The 18,500-nt window shown below is 40.7% G+C and carries 16 protein-coding genes and 1 pseudogene; 8 read left to right on the top strand and 9 right to left on the bottom strand.

Annotated features, from left to right (window positions below; translation table 11 throughout):
* Positions 1-44: 44 nt before the first annotated feature.
* Positions 45-932 (bottom strand): LysR substrate-binding domain-containing protein, encoded by an 888-nt coding sequence (locus tag ENH88_RS18930; RefSeq protein WP_301562364.1) that lies wholly within the window; start codon positions 930-932, stop codon positions 45-47.
* Positions 933-1,222: 290 nt separating this feature from the next.
* Here ENH88_RS18930 and metE point away from each other — a divergent pair, with 290 nt between their 5' ends.
* On the top strand, positions 1,223-3,496 hold the full coding sequence (gene metE, locus ENH88_RS18925; protein WP_304184696.1) for a 5-methyltetrahydropteroyltriglutamate--homocysteine S-methyltransferase: 2,274 nt from the start codon (positions 1,223-1,225) through the stop codon (positions 3,494-3,496).
* A 44-nt stretch (positions 3,497-3,540) separates the two neighbouring features.
* Here the strand turns inward: metE and ENH88_RS18920 are convergent, their stop codons facing one another.
* Together ENH88_RS18920 and ENH88_RS18915 are read right to left on the bottom strand one after the other, a co-directional pair.
* Positions 3,541-3,681 (bottom strand): DUF2897 family protein, encoded by a 141-nt coding sequence (locus ENH88_RS18920; RefSeq protein ID WP_304184695.1) that lies wholly within the window; start codon positions 3,679-3,681, stop codon positions 3,541-3,543.
* Positions 3,682-3,733: 52 nt separating this feature from the next.
* Complete coding sequence (locus ENH88_RS18915) at positions 3,734-4,276, bottom strand: acyloxyacyl hydrolase (RefSeq protein ID WP_304184694.1); 543 nt, start codon at positions 4,274-4,276, stop codon at positions 3,734-3,736.
* Positions 4,277-4,515: 239 nt separating this feature from the next.
* On the opposite strand from ENH88_RS18915, the gene ENH88_RS18910 reads away from it, so the two are divergent.
* Positions 4,516-5,112, top strand: a complete 597-nt coding sequence (locus ENH88_RS18910; protein ID WP_304184692.1) for an MlaC/ttg2D family ABC transporter substrate-binding protein — start codon at positions 4,516-4,518, stop codon at positions 5,110-5,112.
* A gap of 252 nt (positions 5,113-5,364) precedes the next feature.
* A complete protein-coding gene (locus ENH88_RS18905) occupies positions 5,365-6,702 on the top strand; it encodes an ankyrin repeat domain-containing protein (RefSeq protein ID WP_304184690.1) in 1,338 nt (445 codons plus the stop codon).
* 61 nt (positions 6,703-6,763) lie between these two features.
* On the opposite strand, the gene ENH88_RS18900 is transcribed toward ENH88_RS18905, so the two are convergent.
* Genes ENH88_RS18900 through ENH88_RS18880 form a run of 5 tightly spaced genes read right to left on the bottom strand, consistent with a single transcriptional unit; the run spans position 6,764 to position 10,311 of the window.
* Positions 6,764-7,231 (bottom strand): DUF2069 domain-containing protein, encoded by a 468-nt coding sequence (locus ENH88_RS18900; protein WP_304184688.1) that lies wholly within the window; start codon positions 7,229-7,231, stop codon positions 6,764-6,766.
* Entirely contained in the window at positions 7,228-7,782 is a 555-nt protein-coding gene (wrbA, locus tag ENH88_RS18895) for an NAD(P)H:quinone oxidoreductase (RefSeq protein ID WP_304184686.1), read from the bottom strand. Before wrbA ends, ENH88_RS18900 begins: the two co-directional genes overlap by 4 nt.
* On the bottom strand, positions 7,782-8,129 hold the full coding sequence (gene arsC / locus ENH88_RS18890; RefSeq protein WP_304184684.1) for an arsenate reductase (glutaredoxin): 348 nt from the start codon (positions 8,127-8,129) through the stop codon (positions 7,782-7,784). The genes wrbA and arsC overlap by 1 nt, the downstream gene beginning before the upstream one ends.
* A gap of 54 nt (positions 8,130-8,183) precedes the next feature.
* On the bottom strand, positions 8,184-9,644 hold the full coding sequence (locus ENH88_RS18885) for a M48 family metalloprotease (RefSeq protein ID WP_304184683.1): 1,461 nt from the start codon (positions 9,642-9,644) through the stop codon (positions 8,184-8,186).
* Position 9,645: 1 nt separating this feature from the next.
* On the bottom strand, positions 9,646-10,311 hold the full coding sequence (locus tag ENH88_RS18880) for a hypothetical protein (RefSeq protein WP_304184682.1): 666 nt from the start codon (positions 10,309-10,311) through the stop codon (positions 9,646-9,648).
* Positions 10,312-10,524: 213 nt separating this feature from the next.
* Here ENH88_RS18880 and ENH88_RS18875 point away from each other — a divergent pair, with 213 nt between their 5' ends.
* From ENH88_RS18875 to ENH88_RS18865, 3 genes are all read left to right on the top strand, one after another.
* Complete coding sequence (locus ENH88_RS18875; protein WP_304184681.1) at positions 10,525-10,743, top strand: sulfurtransferase TusA family protein; 219 nt, start codon at positions 10,525-10,527, stop codon at positions 10,741-10,743.
* Positions 10,736-11,815 carry an AI-2E family transporter gene (locus ENH88_RS18870; RefSeq protein ID WP_304184679.1) on the top strand — a complete coding sequence of 360 codons (1,080 nt, stop codon included), beginning with the start codon at positions 10,736-10,738 and terminating at the stop codon, positions 11,813-11,815. Before ENH88_RS18875 ends, ENH88_RS18870 begins: the two co-directional genes overlap by 8 nt.
* A 114-nt stretch (positions 11,816-11,929) precedes the next feature.
* Positions 11,930-14,179, top strand: coding sequence for an aminotransferase class V-fold PLP-dependent enzyme (locus tag ENH88_RS18865; RefSeq protein WP_304184677.1), 2,250 nt, complete (start codon positions 11,930-11,932; stop codon positions 14,177-14,179).
* 74 nt (positions 14,180-14,253) lie between these two features.
* Here the strand turns inward: ENH88_RS18865 and ENH88_RS18860 are convergent, their stop codons facing one another.
* Complete coding sequence (locus tag ENH88_RS18860; protein WP_304184675.1) at positions 14,254-15,282, bottom strand: LacI family DNA-binding transcriptional regulator; 1,029 nt, start codon at positions 15,280-15,282, stop codon at positions 14,254-14,256.
* Between the two features lie 349 nt (positions 15,283-15,631).
* On the opposite strand from ENH88_RS18860, the gene pgi reads away from it, so the two are divergent.
* Together pgi and ENH88_RS18850 are read left to right on the top strand one after the other, a co-directional pair.
* Positions 15,632-17,278, top strand: coding sequence for a glucose-6-phosphate isomerase (gene pgi / locus ENH88_RS18855; RefSeq protein WP_304184673.1), 1,647 nt, complete (start codon positions 15,632-15,634; stop codon positions 17,276-17,278).
* A 302-nt stretch (positions 17,279-17,580) separates the two neighbouring features.
* Positions 17,581-18,500: pseudogene (locus ENH88_RS18850) on the top strand (glucose-6-phosphate dehydrogenase); the annotation flags it as partial.

Raw genomic sequence — 18,500 nt, 5'->3', positions numbered from 1 at the left:
CACACATAAAAGGGTTTTTTGTATGCTACTGGGTTACTGTTATTTTATCGACCGTTATTTAACTTACAGGTATTTAAAAAGTGGCGATAGACTGGATTGTCTTTCATATTCTTTTTCATCGCTAAATACATCGGCCGTGTTAAGCCCAGCGCACCCAACGGAATTGATTTTATCAGCCCTTGGCTTTCATAAGGTGTGACTAACCAATCTGGTAATGCCGCAACGCCCATTCCCGCGCTTACTAGTTGAAAAATTAATAAGCCTTGATCAACCGTTTTTAAAGTACCGTCATAGCGTGCATTTTGAATGAAATGCTTAAATATATCCTGACGTTCACGAGGAATAGGATACGAAATAATGGTTTCGTTTTTTAGATCAAGGGCTGTGACATAGGCTTTTTTTGCCAGTTCATGATCAGGGGCAACAATGAGCTTAAGTTTAAAATCAAATAAATGTGCGTATTCAAGTTTATCTGGCTCACGAATATCTGAGGTTAATACTAAATCCAGTTCATCGCTGAGCAGATCGGGTATAGCGTCATAACTAAAGCCGCGCTCGTAATCCACTTTAATATCTGGCCAAAAGTTATTGAATTCTTTAATCGTCGGTAGTAACCAATGAAAACAGGCGTGGCATTCTACACTTAGGCGTAATTGTGAGATTGGTTGGTTAAGACTTTCTTTCAAACGACACTTAGTCGCCTCAACGCGAGGCAGTACTTCGTTTGCAAGTTCTAGCAATAGCATACCTTGCGGAGTAAAACGTACCGGTTGAGTTTTACGTTCAAATAGTTGGCAATCAAGCTTGTTTTCTAAATCTTTGATTTGATGTGATAAAGCAGATTGAGTCAAAAATAATTCCCGCGCAGTATTCACCAAAGAACCGGTTTCTTTCAAGGTTGCGATGGTTTTCAAATGTTTTACATCAATCATCTTTAATAATTCTCATGGTAAAAGTGAGCCGAACTCAGATTGCAGACATAATACGCTTTTATTAAAGGTGCTTCAACGTCTAGATGGCTAAATAACGTCATTTTTTCACGTAAAGTTTACAAGTTCACTATAGCATTAGATTTGACAGCGTTATCATTGTATTTTTTTAGATTATTAAAATTATTTCCATGAATTTACCTCACGTTAGAACTGAGAAAGCATCAATTGTACGATTGCAATTACGAGTGTAGATTTTAGCCATCTAAACAGCTAAATGGAGATTAGAGCATATGGCACAATTACATAACTTAGGCTTTCCGCGAATAGGTAAAAAGCGCGAATTGAAATTTGCAGTTGAATCATATTGGGCAGGTAACATCACTCAAGCAGAGCTATTAGCGCAAGGTGAGGCGATCCGCGCAGAAAATTGGGCACTGCAGGCTGATGCTGGTATTGATTTATTACCGGTGGGCGACTTTGCTTGGTACGACCATGTACTGGCTACCAGTTTATTAGTTGGTGCTATCCCTGAGCGTCATCAAACAGCGGATGGCAGCGTGGATCTGGATACCTTGTTTGGTATTGGTCGTGGCCGCGCACCAACAGGTTGTGCATGTGCAGCCAGCGAAATGACCAAGTGGTTTAACACTAACTATCATTATATTGTGCCTGAGCTTAGCAGTGATCAGCAGTTTCAATTAACTTGGAGCGAGTTATTTGAACACGTTGCCCAAGCACAAAAATTAGGTTATCAAGCAAAAGCGGTGTTATTGGGCCCTGTCAGTTACCTTTATTTAGCTAAATGTGCAGGTAAAGAGTTTGATAAATTAAGTTTACTTGAAAAGCTACTGCCCGTTTATCAACAGGTATTAGCTAAACTTGCTGCGCAAGGGGTTGCGTGGGTACAAATTGACGAGCCTATTTTGGGCCTTGAACTCGCACAAGATTATCGCAATGCATTAAAAACGAGCTTAAATGCATTAGCCGGACAAGGTGTAAAGTTGCTACTTGCCAGTTATTTTGACTCAGTAACTGCTTATTATAACGATATTGCTGACTACCCAGTTGATGGTGTGCACTTTGACTGTGTTGCAAGCGATGTAGATGTGACAACGCTTGATTCGCTATTAAGCCCATCGCAAGTGCTGTCGCTTGGTGTTATCAATGGTCGTAATATATGGCGCGCTGACTTAGAAGTTGTCTATGCAAATGTAAAAGACATTGCTGCAAAGCGTGCTGATAACTTATGGCTTGCGCCGTCGTGTTCGTTATTACATACCCCAGTGGATCTAGACCAAGAGCAACAGCTTGATGATGAGCTGCGTTCGTGGCTTGCATTCGCGAAACAAAAAGGCCAAGAACTGGCATTACTAAAAGCGGCACTTGCAAGTAATGATGTCAGCGCGTTGCAAAGCTACTGCGCACCAGTTAAAGCACGTTTAACGTCAAAACGGGTGAATAATCTTGCTGTGCAGCAACGTGTCAGTGCATTAACGGCAACAGATGGTGAGCGCAACAGCGTATTTGCTCAGCGTATCGAAAAGCAACATGCGGCGCTTGATTTGCCGCTATTACCAACCACAACGATAGGGTCGTTCCCGCAAACACAGGCTATTCGTAAAGCCCGACGTGATTTTAAAGCCGGGGCGTTATCCGCTGCACAATACCAATCGCAAATGGCGGCAGAAATTCGTTACGCGGTTGAAGAGCAAGAAGCGCTCGATCTTGATGTATTAGTGCACGGAGAAGCTGAGCGTAACGACATGGTTGAGTATTTTGGAGAGCTCCTTGAAGGCTTTGCTTTTACTCAATTTGGCTGGGTACAAAGTTACGGCTCACGCTGTGTGAAACCGCCAGTCATTTGGGGCGATGTCTCACGTGAACAGCCAATGACGGTTGAGTGGAGTAAATATGCGCAATCGCTGACTGACAAGAAAATGAAAGGCATGCTCACAGGCCCTGTGACGATTCTGTTTTGGTCATTCATTCGTGATGATTTAGATAAGCCAACCATAGCTAATCAAATAGCACTTGCACTTCGCGATGAAGTGGTTGATCTGCAAAATGCGGGTATTGAAATCATTCAAATTGATGAACCTGCATTTCGTGAAGGCATGCCGCTAAAAGCCAGCCAATGGCAAGCATACTTGGAATGGGCTGCGTATGCATTTAGGGTGTCTGCCAGCGGTGTGAAAGATGAAACGCAAATTCATACGCATATGTGCTACGCCGAGTTTAATGACATCATTGCTGCGATTGCAGATATGGATGCTGATGTGATCACCATTGAAACGTCGCGTTCAAACATGGAGTTACTTGCAGCATTTGAGGATTTTGCATACCCGAATGATATTGGTCCTGGGGTGTATGATATTCACACACCGAATGTGCCCGACATTGCATGGATAAAAGCCTTGATCCACAAAGCGGCGCGAAAAATACCTGTCCAGCGCTTATGGGTTAATCCAGACTGTGGTTTGAAAACCCGTGGCTGGGAAGAAACGCGTCAAGCACTTGATAACATGGTTAAAGCAACTAAAGAACTCAGAAAAGAGCTTACCTAAATTAAAGAACATCCCCTACGATGCAAAGCCCTAACTAAACTAGGTTAGGGCTTTTTTTGCGCTCTGGTGTCTGTTTTTTTATCCTGGGCTTTAAAACTAATGTTTGCTGAGTGCTTTAATAGCATGATATTGCCGATAATAACTGCCAACACAACAATGATAATAAGGACTTGCCAAATTTGCATGATTTTTTAATGACCAATTAATTTTCACTGAGTTTAGCAGCTATTATACACTTTAAAAACGCCTAGCTAACGACAGCGAAATAAAGTCAAGGCCAGGGTTTGGACTTTTAAATCCCGCATTTGAATAATGTAAATAGCGTAGTGCGGCCTTGGTTTTTCCAAAGTCAGCAACAAAGCCTAGACGGTCTTCAAATTGGTAGTGGGTACTCACGTTTTTACCTGCAAAGTGAGTGTCATTAATTAATGAAACACCAATTCCAGCTTCGAAATACAGTGGTATGTTTGCTACTGATCCGATTGGGTATTGAAATACCGGCGACAAAGCAAGCACGGTATTGGTCTGATGGCTGTTTTTAGCACCATATTGCCAAAGATTAATACTTGATTCTAAGTAAATATGGGTGTTTTTAAACAGCGATTGTAGGGACTCTGGATGGTACTGGTATGCTAATTTTAACCCTTTGACATCACCTTCACCTTGGATGTAGTCAATGGCATAACCGTGGGGAGAAAGTGTATAGGAGGCGCCATAAGATAGACCGCTGAACATGGAAATAGATAATAAAATCAATAAAGTTAGTCTTTTAAATAACATGGGAAAGCTCTTAAGGTGGAAATGTTATTTACAAAATAAGGGCGTGGGGGAGGCTAATTCAAGTGGCGTAAATTCACAGACTCTGTGTGTTATTGCATGAGCTTAGCTAACAATATGAAATAAAAAGATTAAATAGATTGGTGTCTGTTTGGCATTAATAAGGTGCTATTTTGTGGCTTTTTAATCTCTTATGAACAGCGTAAATTACACCATAAGATTTACTCAGGACTTACTCAACAATGACTTTACTTAGCCGTTACATTTTATTTATCTCACTTTTTTTTAGTGCTTCGTTGTTTGCGCAGGCTCAACCGTCGCCACATCAGTTACTAACCCAAGTAGGGGATCAGCTGTTTAGCGAAATTGGCAAAATAAACAGTCAAGGTACGGCCAGTAAAGGTGACATGGCACAGATTGTTGAACAGTATTTAATGCCTAATATTGATGTTAAATTTGTGTCTTATAAATTATTAGGTAAGCATATAAAAGGGATTGAGCGCGAACAAGCGACTGCATTTATTCGTGCCGTGGAGCATTATTTAACGACGACATACGCAAGTGCATTAATGAAGTACACTGGCCAAGAAATAAAGTTTGCACAAAGCAGCGACACAACGGCTGGCGATTTTGCAACAGTGAAAACACAAATTATTGATGCTAATGCACCAACCATTGATTTACATTTTAAGCTTCGTCAAGGCAAAGATGGCAGTTGGAAAGTATATGATATTGTCGCCGAGGGTATTTCGTTACTCAGTGCAAAACAAAAAGAAGTGATCCAACGAATTTCAGAAGTTGGGCTTGATCAAGTGACAGCCGAACTTAATAGTAAATAACCATTGCCAAGTACGTCTCCAACCAAAAGCGGCACGCTGTGAAAACACCGTGCCGCTTTGTTATTTTCTTTTAAAATCACATTGTTTGTCTATAGCCTGTGGTTTTGGCTATGCTAGAATAAGCGCTTAAATTGCCTTAGAAAATTTTAAGGTACTCATTACTATATTAAGCGCAGTGTCAGTTTTTAGTTGTTAAACTCTTTAACTGACCTTTGTACCGAGCAAGATAGACACTGGAGTTGTGTTTTTTTAATGGAAAATGTACTTATTTGGCCGAAAGAATACCCGTTATTAGTCAAAGGACTTATTGAGCAAAACGGTGCATTCATTTTAGACGCTTTAGAAGCATGGCCGGCTTGTCGCTCGACTGAAGAAGATGACGGCGTGTGCACTACTGTATTACCGCCTATCTATTATCTAACTTGGTTAACTCCCCTTGAGCCATTTGAAGAGTGTTTTTTTCAACATATTTGTGAATATGATGAAGCGGCTCAGCAATATATATCAGCAGCAAAAAATTACTATTTTGACAACGACTATAGTCCTGAAAGTCTAGTGCTATTACTTTGTCAACGCCTTGAAAAATATGCAGCTGTTGCTGCGCAAACGACGATAAAAACACCAATCACATTACTATCCCAGTTATTTTCAAAACGCTATTTTACCATTATTGAGCATGCGCTTAATGCGGGCAGTAAAATGACGGCAGAAGATGCTTTAGCGTTGTGGAAAGAAGTTGATTTTAGAGAGCGTTTAAGTAGCTTTATTCCTGATGCAATTATTGATGTGAGTGCACTGAGCGATTTAGCGGCGCAAAAGGTGGCTGGCGGCAAAGATTACTTTACTTTGCTGACTCAAGTATCGCCTGATGTTGACTCTGTGGTGCTATTAGAGCAAGCACTGCTGGCGCATTTAAGTGTGGATACTGCTAAGCAAACAATGGCGATGCGCTTTATAGAGCAAGGAGCAACGGGTACGCTTGCCGATGAAAACGATAAAACCGCTTTCATGTGGGCTGTTGAAAAAGGGTTTGTTAATTTAGTACAGACGCTTTTAGATAAGCAAGATAAAAAACAACGCGATGCACTTGGTAATAGTGCCTTACACTATGCCGTACTCGCAAAAAATGAACCGCTGATGGTGCTGTTATTGAAATCGGGCTATGATTTTCGCGTACGTAACAATGACGGGCTAAGCTGCTATCGTTTAGCTGTTAGCATTAAAGCGAGTCAGTTAGTTAAGTGCCTAGAACGTGATTTTGGCATTAAAGAACTATCGCCAGAAGGGCAGTTTTCACGAATTAAAAAAGTACATGGTTTACATGCGATAGTGACGTTGTTATTGCCATTACAGCTGTTTTTCTTTTTTGATGATTCGATTGCAATTAAAAGTGAATTAACACTGTGCTTAACCATGTTGGCAATTGTTTGTTTCTTTTTTGCAATGAGTTTAAAGCGTTGTGCACTCTACCCACACATCAAACACCCCTGGGGGTTGTTTGTATTACGCTGTTTTTCGTTTTTCAGTTTGATAGCGCAACTCGGTTTAGCGAGTATTGTTGCACTAGCAACACTGAGTGAAGTCGTGTAGCTTATATATCCTTAAACAAAAAACGCGCCAGTAGGCGCGTTTTTTGTTTTTTATAACAGGGTTAACGATTTTTTCTATCGTATTCTTGCTCGGCTTTTTCTTGTGCTAATTCATCTTTTAACTTACGAATTTTCAGCCCGAGTTCTTGGCCGCGATGGCGTGCGTAATACGTGCAACCAATAAACATCATACTGGCAAATAATAATTCAAGTAATACCCATAGTAATTGCTCTTGCGCTACCCAAAGTAGTGTAAAACCATGAATAAAGTAGAACATAACGATGAAATTTGCCCACGCGTAGGTATACGGTTTATCTTGAATAATGCCTTTCAATGGCAGTAATAGCGGTAAAATATACACAGTAAAAATAAAGCCGTTACTGTGGCCCTCACGGGGGGCAATCAAAAATAACCACAGTGGCATTAGCAGTAATAGGCCAACATAGCCGATAATAGCAATGCGCTGAAAGCGAACTGTGATGGCTTTTTTCGGCGTCAGTTGTGGGTTTAAATCGCTGTGCGATGTCATTGTAATTTTCTCGTTATTTTAACTAAGCGTTGGCCAACACTTTGGCAAATTTTAATTTCGTCTTTGCTTAATTGCGCGCTATTTTGTGCACCGGCTACATGGCTGGCGCCATATGGGGTGCCACCTGTTTGTGTGGCAAGCAATTCAGGTACTTCGTAAGGCACACCCATTAGCATCATGCCATGATGCAGCAGTGGTAAAGACAAGTTAAGCAAGGTTGCTTCGTTACCGCCGTGCATACTGCTTGATGATGAGAATACGCAGGCCGGCTTATCGATTAATTGTCCTTTCAACCAAATATCGCTGGTGGTTTCCCAAAATGCTTTTGCTTGTGCGGCCATCATACCAAACCGAGTTGGCGTGCCAAATGCTAAACCATCACACTGAATTAAATCATCTTTGCTGATCACAATGTCGTGAGGTGCTCTTTTTTCAAATGTTCGCAGCAGTGCAGTGGCGCCTTGGCATTCAATCGATTCTGCAATCTCATGTGCCATTGCGGCAACAGAGCCATGACTTGAATGATACAAAACAACAATAGTGATGCTCATTAAAGTACGCTTAGTACGTTTTCAGGTGGGCGCCCCAATGCCGCCTTATTGTTGTTAACGACAATTGGCCGTTCAATTAATTTAGGGTGAGTTTGCATAGCTGCGATCAAGGCACTTTCATCATGCTCATTTTTAAGCGCTAGCTCTTTGTAGATATCTTCTTTGGTGCGCATTAATTCGCGTGCTGATGAAAACCCTAATTGCTGTACTAAGGTACTGATCTGTTCAGCACTAAGCGGTGTTTTTAAATATTCGATGATATCTGGTTGAATCGATTTTTGTTCAAGTAGGGCCAATGTTTCACGTGATTTTGAACAACGTGGATTATGAAAAATAGTAACAGACATAGTAACAATCCAATTAGATAAAGTAAGGCTATTTTAGGGCAAGCAGCGCGAGACTTAAAGTCTCGCGAGCTCTTTTTGCATTTGTCGATATTGCGTCAGTAGTGCTTTGAGACGCTGTTGTTTAATTAGTTCTTGTGGCTCTACAAAGTTGAGTGCTTTTTGAACTTCGTCGGCTGCTTTTAAATAGGCACCGTATTGCGCTAACACTTCAGCATTCGACTCATGGTAAGCGGCCAAGTTTTCTTGTTTTTTGTAAGCGTTGGTTAATAATTGCATGGCTAAATGATGTTCAGGTTTTTCCAGTAAAAATGACTTTAAAATAGTGACTGCAACATCATATTGTTCAGCTTCTATGGCTGCATTAGCGTAGTTTAAAGTGATGACTTGATTATTGGGGCGGTTGTCATGCAACGCAGCTAAAAATTTTACCGCTTCAGCGGCTTTATCCTGTGCTATTAATAAATCGGTGTGGGTATCAATATAAAATAAATTTTTAGGATCAGACTCTAAAAGTTCATCTAAAATAGCGGCAGCTTCATCAAGCTTTTTTTGATCCAATAAACTAATACCCAAACCATAATTAAGCGCTGTTTTATTATAGAAACTGTTTTCACGAATGAGCTTTCTAAAGAAGTTTTCTGCAGCTGCCGGTTTTTCGTGATAACGGGCAATTACACGACTTTTGGCAAGATTAAAATCCAAGCTATCAGGAAGTTGGCGTTTTTCAAACTGTTGCGCTCGCAGACGTACATCAGATACTCGGCTCTCTGGTAATGGGTGAGTCAGTAAAAAAGCTGGCGGTTTATATTTGTAACGAATTTGCGCCGCAAGTTTGGTTAAAAACTCACTGGATGCATAAGGATCAAACCCTGCGTTATTGAGTGTTTGCATACCAATGCGGTCAGCCTCTTGCTCTGCAGAGCGGCTGTGTGTTAATTGGCTAAATGCACTTTGTGTTTGACTCGCTGAAATAATAGCAATACCGGCATCTGGAGAGACCACCGAGGCTAAAATACCCGCAATCATACCAGCAATAGTCAGTGCGCTGTTATCTTGCTGCTGTTGCAAACGGCGTGCAAGGTGGCGCTGGGTTACGTGGGCTATTTCATGACCAAGTACCGAAGCAAATTGGCTTTCATTGTCTGATTGGGCAATTAAACCGGTGTGAACACCCACATGACCGCCATAAAAAGCAAATGCATTGATCTCAGGGTTATTGATCCAAAAAAATGAGAATGGAAAGCGCACGTCATTGGCATTGGCAACCAGTTTTCGGCCAAGTGTGCTTAAATACTCATCAAGTACCGGATCGCTAACCACAGGCGAAGAGCCGCGAATTTGCATCATCATTACTTTACCAATCGCTTGTTCTTTTTCAAGGGGCAATGCTTGTAATGCTGAAGTACCAAGATCGGGTAATGTAAAACTGGATTGTGCCTTTAATGGCTCACTTACCAGCACACTAACTGTTAAAAGTGCACTGAATAATGTGATAAAGGCTGATTTAAGCTGCATTTTATTCCTTGTTATGGTTTTCACCGAGCATAAGTTTTGCAATGTCTATTTCGTCACTGCATGCTCTGCTGTCTCGTTCACATAATTGATATAACTCTTTGATTGTGACCCCATCTAGCTTTACAACGTTCAATTCTCTTTGCAAAAAACTAATGATTTTATGCACTACCTTGTGCGCATGCAGGATAAGCGCTTTATCTGCTTTATCGCCACGTTCAAAATAAAAGCCAATAAATTTGTGCAATTGGTTAATGCGGATCAAACTTTTCATTGAAACCGGATCCCACTCAGTAAACTCCATAAAACGGTTATCTTTGACATATTTGTCTATTGTAACGTCTTTTGCGTAGGGCAGTGCCCACAATTCAAAACCACGGTCAGTAAATACTTGGTGTAACGCAATTCGCGGTTTATTTGCACAGTGAATTTCTCCTGAAGCATCTTCATGGCCTTCTAATATATCGAGATTCCAATTGCGTTTATCAATGATTCTTTTCACTGCATTATCAAAACCGTGTTCTAATATCCCCTCTGATTCGCTCACTGATGAGGCAACAAGGTGATAGAAGGGGGGCAGTTCGCCCCAATTAATTTGCTTTTTATACCAGTTAATTTCTTTAAGAGTTGGATTACTGGGTAGTTGCGCTTTATTATGCGTGCCAGACATTAACTTATCCTTACTACAAACTATGCTATAAGGATAAACTATTGCGATGCGTGTTTTAAGAAAAAGTTACATTTGTTATCTGTAGCATTGGTAAAGGCCAGTGTTGCAAAGTAACGCCTTGATATTAAGCCCTTGTGAAACGCTGAACTCTGCATCATCAGATAGTTTGGGTATAATACTTATTATTCATTTTTATAGAGTAGATAATTGGTTATGCTAGAGCAAGATTTGCGCGGATTTAAATGCCCACAGCAATTTATCCAGTTTAAGCTGGCTTTACGCGAAGCGGTCGACACTGCGCAAACGATTAAATTTACTTTCTTGGCGCAGCAATCGACTCGAGATATTGAGCGCTTTTTGCAAAAAAATCATTATCCTTACAAATTAGAGCAACAACATGGGTTGTTAATCGTGGAGCTTAATCGTGTTTGAATATGTAAAAACGTGGTACGACAGGAAGTTCTCTGATCCACATTCTGTTACTTTACTGCTTTTATTACTCGCTTTAATGGCGCTATTTTATTTTTTCGGTGCGTTTATCGTACCGGTATTAATTGCCTTGGTGATTGCCTATTTGCTGGATTGGCCTGTTGCGCATTTAGAGCGGTTTGGTTTACACCGGTTTACCGCCACAATTATTGTGATGTTAATTTTTTCAGGATTGATGTTGACCTTAGTGATTGGTATGGGACCTGTTCTGTGGCAGCAAGCAAGTAACTTAGTGCAGGAAACACCGCATATGATAGAGCAAGGTAAGGCATTTTTACTGCATTTACCCGAGCAATACCCAAGTTTAATTACCGCAGAGCAAGTGCAGTCAGTGGTAACGAGTGTTGAAGCCAAGGCTATCGAGTTTGGTCAAATGCTGTTATCGGTGTCTTTAACGTCACTCAAAGATGTCGTTGCTTGGTTGATCTACCTAATTTTGGTGCCATTGTTAGTGTTTTTTATGCTTAAAGATAAGCTCGAATTGGTTACCAGTGCAGAGAAGCTAGTACCTAAACAGCGTCGTTTAATTCTGCAAGTGTGGCATGAGATGAACCAACAGATCATGAATTACATTCGTGGCAAAGTGCTTGAAATTTTGATTGTGGGTACTGTCTCGTTTATTGCATTCACTATTTTTGACTTACGGTATGCGGCGTTATTAGGTGTATTAGTTGGTTTTTCAGTGTTGATCCCTTTTGTAGGAGCAGCGCTTGTGACAATCCCTGTTGCGGCTGTGGCACTGTTTCAATTTGGTTTAGAAACGCAGTTTTGGACTATCTTAATTATCTACGGTGTTATTCAGGCGCTGGACGGTAATGTGCTAGTGCCGTTATTGTTTTCAGAAGCGGTTGACTTAAATCCGGTATTTATTATTGTCGCGGTATTGTTTTTTGGCGGTTTATGGGGATTCTGGGGAGTGTTTTTTGCAATCCCGCTGGCTTCTTTAGTTAAAGCGTTACTCAATGCTTGGTCAACTAAATATGAAGAACAAACGAGCGAACAAAACCCGCTTTAGTCATAAATAGTATAGATAACGCACTTGAGAGACTAATTGATTATTACGCTACTCATTAATTTTATGTAGAATGGGTTATAAGATATATCTTTTAGTAATATGGTGCGTTTTTTAATGTCTGATTTATTATTTCCTACTGACACTGGTTCACAAATTTACCTAGATGCAAACGCAACGACCCCTGTGCTACCCTGTATTGCCGAGGTAGTGTCACATACGATGCAAATTTGCTTTGGTAATCCTTCTTCTTCTCATATTACTGGTATTCAAGCTAAACACTTATTAGAGCAAACGCGTCAAAAAGCGCGTGATGTTATTGGTGCACAGCAGGGCGATATTTTATTTACTTCAGGGGCCACCGAAGGCATTCAAACTGCGGTGGTGTCGACGTTAATTGCTGCTAAGAATCATACTATCAAAAACCCCGTTTTATTATACGGCGCCACTGAGCATAAAGCGGTACCAAATACGTTAATCCATTGGAATGCGGTATTAGGTATTAACGCCACTGTGCTTGCGATACCTGTTTCGAGCGAGGGTATTTTAGATTTAGAGTTTCTTGCTCAACACGCCAGTGATGCGCTGATGATTTGTACCATGGCGGTTAACAATGAAACCGGTGTTTATCAAGATTTAACTGCCATTGAAGCGGTCATTCGCAACCATAACACTGAGGTTGCGTGGATGGTGGATTGCGTACAAGCACTGGGCAAAACTGCATTAGCCCTTAGCGATACAACGATTGACTACGCGCCGTTTTCAGGTCATAAGCTGTATGCACCGAAAGGCATTGGGGTGTTGTATATTCGCCAAGGCAGTGCTTACACGCCTTTTATCGCCGGTGGTGGCCAAGAAAGCGGTATGCGCTCTGGTACTGAAAACTTACCGGGTATTGCAGGTCTTAACAAACTGTTTTCCTTATTACTCGATAAAACAAGCGACACCTTTAAATCAATCGAGGTGTTAAACAGCTACCGTGAACAATTGCATCATGCGTTAGTGGATACCTTTGGTAGTTTAACATTTAATCATGCTTTTGAATTATCAGTGCCTACGACTTTAAACTTTGCCGTTGATGAGTTAAGCAGTAAAGAAGTGATGGATTTATTTGATGCAGCAGGTATTCGTATCAGTGGTGGATCTGCGTGTAGTTCCGGTGCAAATCGTAGTTTTGTTCTAGATGCTATGGGGGTGAGTGATTGGCGTAGTGAAAATGCAATTCGCTTGTCATTTGGACCTGCGACAACACAAGCTGAAATAACTACGGCATGTACGCGTATTCGTTCACTTAAACCTATATTACAAGCCAACTGTTTAGTGGTATCTGATTCATCATTGCCACAACAAGAAGCCTGTGCATTAGGATTAACCCAATTTCGGCATCAAGGAGCATGCTGTTGGCTTTATGTCAGCGCAGATAAACAAGCAGTGATCATTGACCCTATTGTTGAGCTCATTCCTCGCCTTGAAAAAATAGTGCACACCCAAAATTTAACTGTGGCAGCAATTTTAGATACCCATGCTCATCAAGAACGTTGTGGTGCAACCGCGTTATTGGCGCAAGCTCTAAAATTTAGTTTTAATGACGCACATCAATTAGGCTGGCCAGTTGCACAGACTGTGATTGAATTACCTGAGTGCACCATTGAACGTATAGCGACGCCAGGACACAGTGAGGATAGTGTTAGTTACTTGTTGCGTTGTAATGTATCTCAGCAAGTGCGTTTTTGTTTTTGTGGCGATTTACTGCTGCCTGCCGGGCTTGGTAATACAGCCATTGACGGCGGCAATGCGTTAGTTATGGCGCACTCATTACGCCAATTAGCACAGTGTTTAGATAATTCGACAGTGATTTGTTCTGGTCATGACTACCAGCAATGCTTTGCTATCAATTGGCAGGTCCAGCAACAGCAGACGCCGTTATTGCAGGCATTATTAAGTAATGAAATAAGCGACACCGAATTTTCAGAGCAAAAACGCCACAGTGATGAATGCAATCTGTCTAAATTTGCAACCTTGTGTGGTTATGCTGATAGTTTACAACATAGCACTGCGTACGAACTAAATGCCGCACAAGCAAAACAGATGTTAACAATAGGCGACGTATATTTAATTGATACCCGTGAACCCTATGAGCATGGCGCAACTAATGTGTCTCAGCAATTTGCAATCAATCCTGCGCGTGTAATGAACATTCCGCTCAGTAGAATGGCTAACGCGTTAGTCGATGGGCAATTAAGCTCGCAAGGGAAATATATTTTACTGTGTCGCAGTGGTAATCGTTCAAAACAGGCGGCCACTAATTTGTCTCAGCTTGGCTTTACCAATGTGTATAACCTCAGCGGCGGTATGGCATTGTTATAAAAGCACGGCAAATTGTAAGATTAAATAAATAAGGCGCTAAAAAGCGCCTTATTTATTGTGAATAGGCATAAGGCTTACTGTTTTGGACCAGAACTTTCACGAATAACGATTGAGGGTGTAAACGAGGTAATGATGTCTTTATCTTGATTTCGCGCCCCGCGAGTTTTGGTAAATAATAATCGTGCTGCATGTTGAGAAATAACATCGTTGGCTTGGTGGGCTGTAGTTAGTTTTGGCCAAGTCTGACGAGAGAAGGGCGAATCCTCAAAGCCGGTAATGGATAATTGCTCAGGAATAGCAATACCCATTAAGCGTGACGCAAATAAAGCGCCTGCGGCCATTTCATCGTTACCCCCTAAAATTGCTGTGATCGCCAATTTGTTATCATCGGCTAACAATGTTTTTGCGCCTTCAACACCTGACTCAAAAGAGTATTTACCATCATAAACAAACTCATTGTTGAATTGAGTTTTATGATCTGCCAGTGCCGCTTTATAACCTTCAAGACGCTCTGATGTAGATTTGTGCTCTTTATCACCACAAATAAAACCTATATTTTCATGGCCATGCGTTAATAAGTGAGTGGTGATCTCATACGCCGCTTTATAATCGTTGACATAAATGCAGGTATCTTGGTCATCATCAGTTGGCCGTCCCGATAGCACTCGCACGTAGTGAATGTTTAATTCATCCAACAAATTAGTGATGCTGCTTTGCTCTGATAACGGCGGAGTAAGCACAAGTCCGGCTAGACGAGAGCGTTTTATCATAGTGATAAAATCTGCTTCCATGTTTGCATCAGTGTAAGTGCATGGATGGATCACCAGTTCATAGCCTTCGTCTTTACAGCGAGATAGCACACCATTTTGCATATCAATCACATAATACGCATTGGGGTTGTCATAAACTAAACCGACAGTAAATGATGATGTACCTGCTAGGTTTCGTGCTGCAAGATTTGGCTGATAGTTCAGCTCATTGACAGCTTCCATGACTATATCGTAAGTTTTTTTACGAACAGAGGGCTCTTTATTGATCACCCGTGAAACCGTTTTCATCGAAACCCCGGCGAGTCTCGCTACATCATTTATAGTTACTTTCATAGAGTTACTTTTAGGTTATTGGTTTAGTGTTGTCCTGTGTCTGTGATGAGTACTTTTGAGTAGACTTAGCAAAGTACTATTCATTAATTCTTCATCAAGACCAGTTAGTGTATCTAATGTTCAGTTAAATTAGCAGTAAAATAATTGAGATAATTTTTATGATACCGGTGTCAAATGAGTAAAAGTGCGTTATTATCTGAACTATAAAATATAAAAGTAGCTTATTGACAGCGTTGTCATTTTAACTTATCGTTAACTTCGTTTGTAGGTTAATACGCTATCAGTTCACTTTATTTATATAAAGATAGTTATAAATCAGTTTGTTGCAAGTTTAAGGGGATGTTAAAAAATGAGTTGTCGTTCACAGTTAGCTAGTTGGCAAGCATTACAAACAAGTGCGAATAAGATGAAGGAAACTCATCTTAAAGATTTATTTGCCAATGACAGCACACGATTCGAGCAATTTTCGACTCAAATCCCTGGTGTTTTATTTGATTATTCAAAACAATTGATTGATAGCAGTGTGCTCGCACAGTTGATTTCTTTAGCACAAGAGTGCGATATCGCCACTTGGCGTGACAAAATGTTCAGCGGTGAAAAAATCAATATCACCGAAGATAGAGCAGTGCTGCATACTGCACTGCGCAATCGCAGTGCCTCATCATTAGTTGTAGATGGCGAGAATGTAAGTTCGGTGGTTAATGCTGAATTGCAAAAGATTAAATTGTTCGTTGAAAAAGTACGCAGCGGGCAATGGTTAGGTTATACCGGTAAAACAGTTAAAGATGTGGTAAGTATTGGTGTCGGTGGCTCGAACTTAGGTCCGCAAATGGCCACGGAAGCACTAAAAAGCTTCGCAGACGATACTCTTAACGTGCATTACGTCTCAAATGTAGATGGTGTACAGATTGCGTCAATATTAAAAGAAATTGACCCAGAAACGACCTTGTTTGTGATTTCATCAAAAACCTTTACTACATCTGAAACCATGACTAATGCGAAAACGGCTGTTGCATGGTTTTTAGAGTCAGCCAATGACAACCAAGCGATTGCTAAACACTTTGTTGCAGTAAGCACAAATTTAGAAAAAACAGCAGCGTTTGGTATTGCTGATGAAAACGTATTCACTATGTGGGATTGGGTAGGCGGTCGCTTTTCATTATGGAGTGCGATAGGATTACCCATTGCATTGTACTTAGGCTTTGAAGCGTTTGAGGCTATCCTTGAAGGTGCATTTGAAGTTGATGAACATTTTAAAACTGCTGAATATCAACAGAATATTCCACTGTTGATGGCGTTGCTAAGTGTGTGGAATACCAGCTTTTTAGGTTTCGATTCACAAGCAATCTTACCTTATGATCAAGCACTGCACATGTTACCTGCGTATTTGCAGCAAGGTGAAATGGAAAGTAATGGTAAGCATGTAAACTTTGCGGGTAATACTGTGCCGTATACCACAGTGCCAATTATCTGGGGTATGACAGGTATTAATGGTCAACACGCCTTTTATCAGTGTTTACATCAAGGTAACGTTGTTGTTCCAGCTGATTTTATTGCGTCAATTAAACCGCAAGTTAATGTTGGTGAGCATCATGATATTTTATTATCGAACTTCTTTGCGCAAACTGAAGCGATGATGATGGGTGTCGATGCACAGCAAGTACGTGCTGATTTAACTGCTAAAGGTAAATCTGAAGCTGAAATTGCAGAATTGTTGAATCATAAAATTCATCAGGGTAATCGTCCAACGACATCAATGCTGTTAGATACGGTTGATGCAAAAACAGTGGGTCGCTTAATTGCCTTGTATGAACATAAAATTTTCTGCCAAGGTATCATCTTAGAGATCTGTTCATTTGATCAATGGGGTGTAGAGCTTGGTAAAGGCTTAGCGTCAAAAATTGAAGCTGAGTTATTGGATGACAGTGTAACTCATCCACATGATAGCTCGACAAATGGCTTAATGAGCTATTATAAACAACGTCGTGAACAGTAAAAAATTCGCACAGTACAATCAAGTGTGCTGTGCAACCAAATACCTTTGAACGGGTAGCGCTGGAGTTCTTAGGGCCTGTATATTTGTGAGAGGATATACAGAGCCCCTAAGACTCATTTAATTACCAGTTTAATATGAGTACAGCTGGATCAATATTCAGCAATAAAAACAAGCGAATTCAACAGGCTTTTTCTCGAGCACGATGCCAAAAAGCTGACATCATCTAAACAATAAGAATGTATGCCTGTACTATCAATAGCAGATAGTCGACAACCGGGCATAGCAAACGTAGAGAGTAAATTATGCTAAATCCTTTTGATATTGTAATTTTTGGGGGCGGTGGTGATCTTGCATTACGCAAATTATTACCTGCAATGTATCGCGCATATCAAGAAGGCAACCTTCCACAAGGTTCGCGTATTTTACCGACGGTTCGTGAAGAAAGTAAACGTGCGGAATACATAGAAACAGCTCACCAAGCATTAAAAGAGTTTTTAAGTAAAGGTGAATTTAATGCTAAAGATTGGAAAGCCTTTTCAGCGTGTTTAGTGCCAGTAGTAACTAACGTTACCGAAGCGGACGATGATTGGGACAAACTAAAAACAATCCTTGATGAACACGATGCAGATAAATCTCGCGTGTTTTACTTATCACTGCCACCTGCTGTTTATGGCAGCTGCTGTGAAATACTATCAACGAAAGGTTTGATCACCCCTACATCACGTGTCGTTGTAGAAAAACCAATTGGTTATTGTGGTAGTTCGGCTGAAGAGATCAATGCAAAAATCGCTGAATACTTTAGCGAAGAGCAAATTTTCCGTATCGATCATTACCTAGGTAAAGAAACGGTGCAAAACTTAATGGCACTGCGTTTTTCAAATTCATTATTTGAAAATATGTGGGATGCTAAGTCAATCGATAATATCCAAATCAGCTTATCTGAAACCGTTGGCCTTGAAAGCCGCGCTGGTTTTTATGATAAAGCGGGTGCTTTACGTGACATGGTGCAAAACCACTTATTACAATTGTTATGTTTAGTCGCGATGGAATCACCAAATAAACTTAATGCGAACAGCATCCGCACCGAAAAATTAAAAGTATTAGAATCACTACGTCCGCTTGTTGCAACAGGTGTAGATGACAATATTATTCGTGGTCAATATGTACCGGGTGATTTGGATGGCAAAATTGTCCCAGGTTATCTTGAAGAGCTAAATGAAGG

Origin of the sequence: Pseudoalteromonas prydzensis (assembly GCF_011050055.1) — a bacterium.
Lineage (GTDB): Bacteria > Pseudomonadota > Gammaproteobacteria > Enterobacterales > Alteromonadaceae > Pseudoalteromonas > Pseudoalteromonas prydzensis_A.
This window is presented reverse-complemented; position numbering and strand designations above follow the sequence as displayed.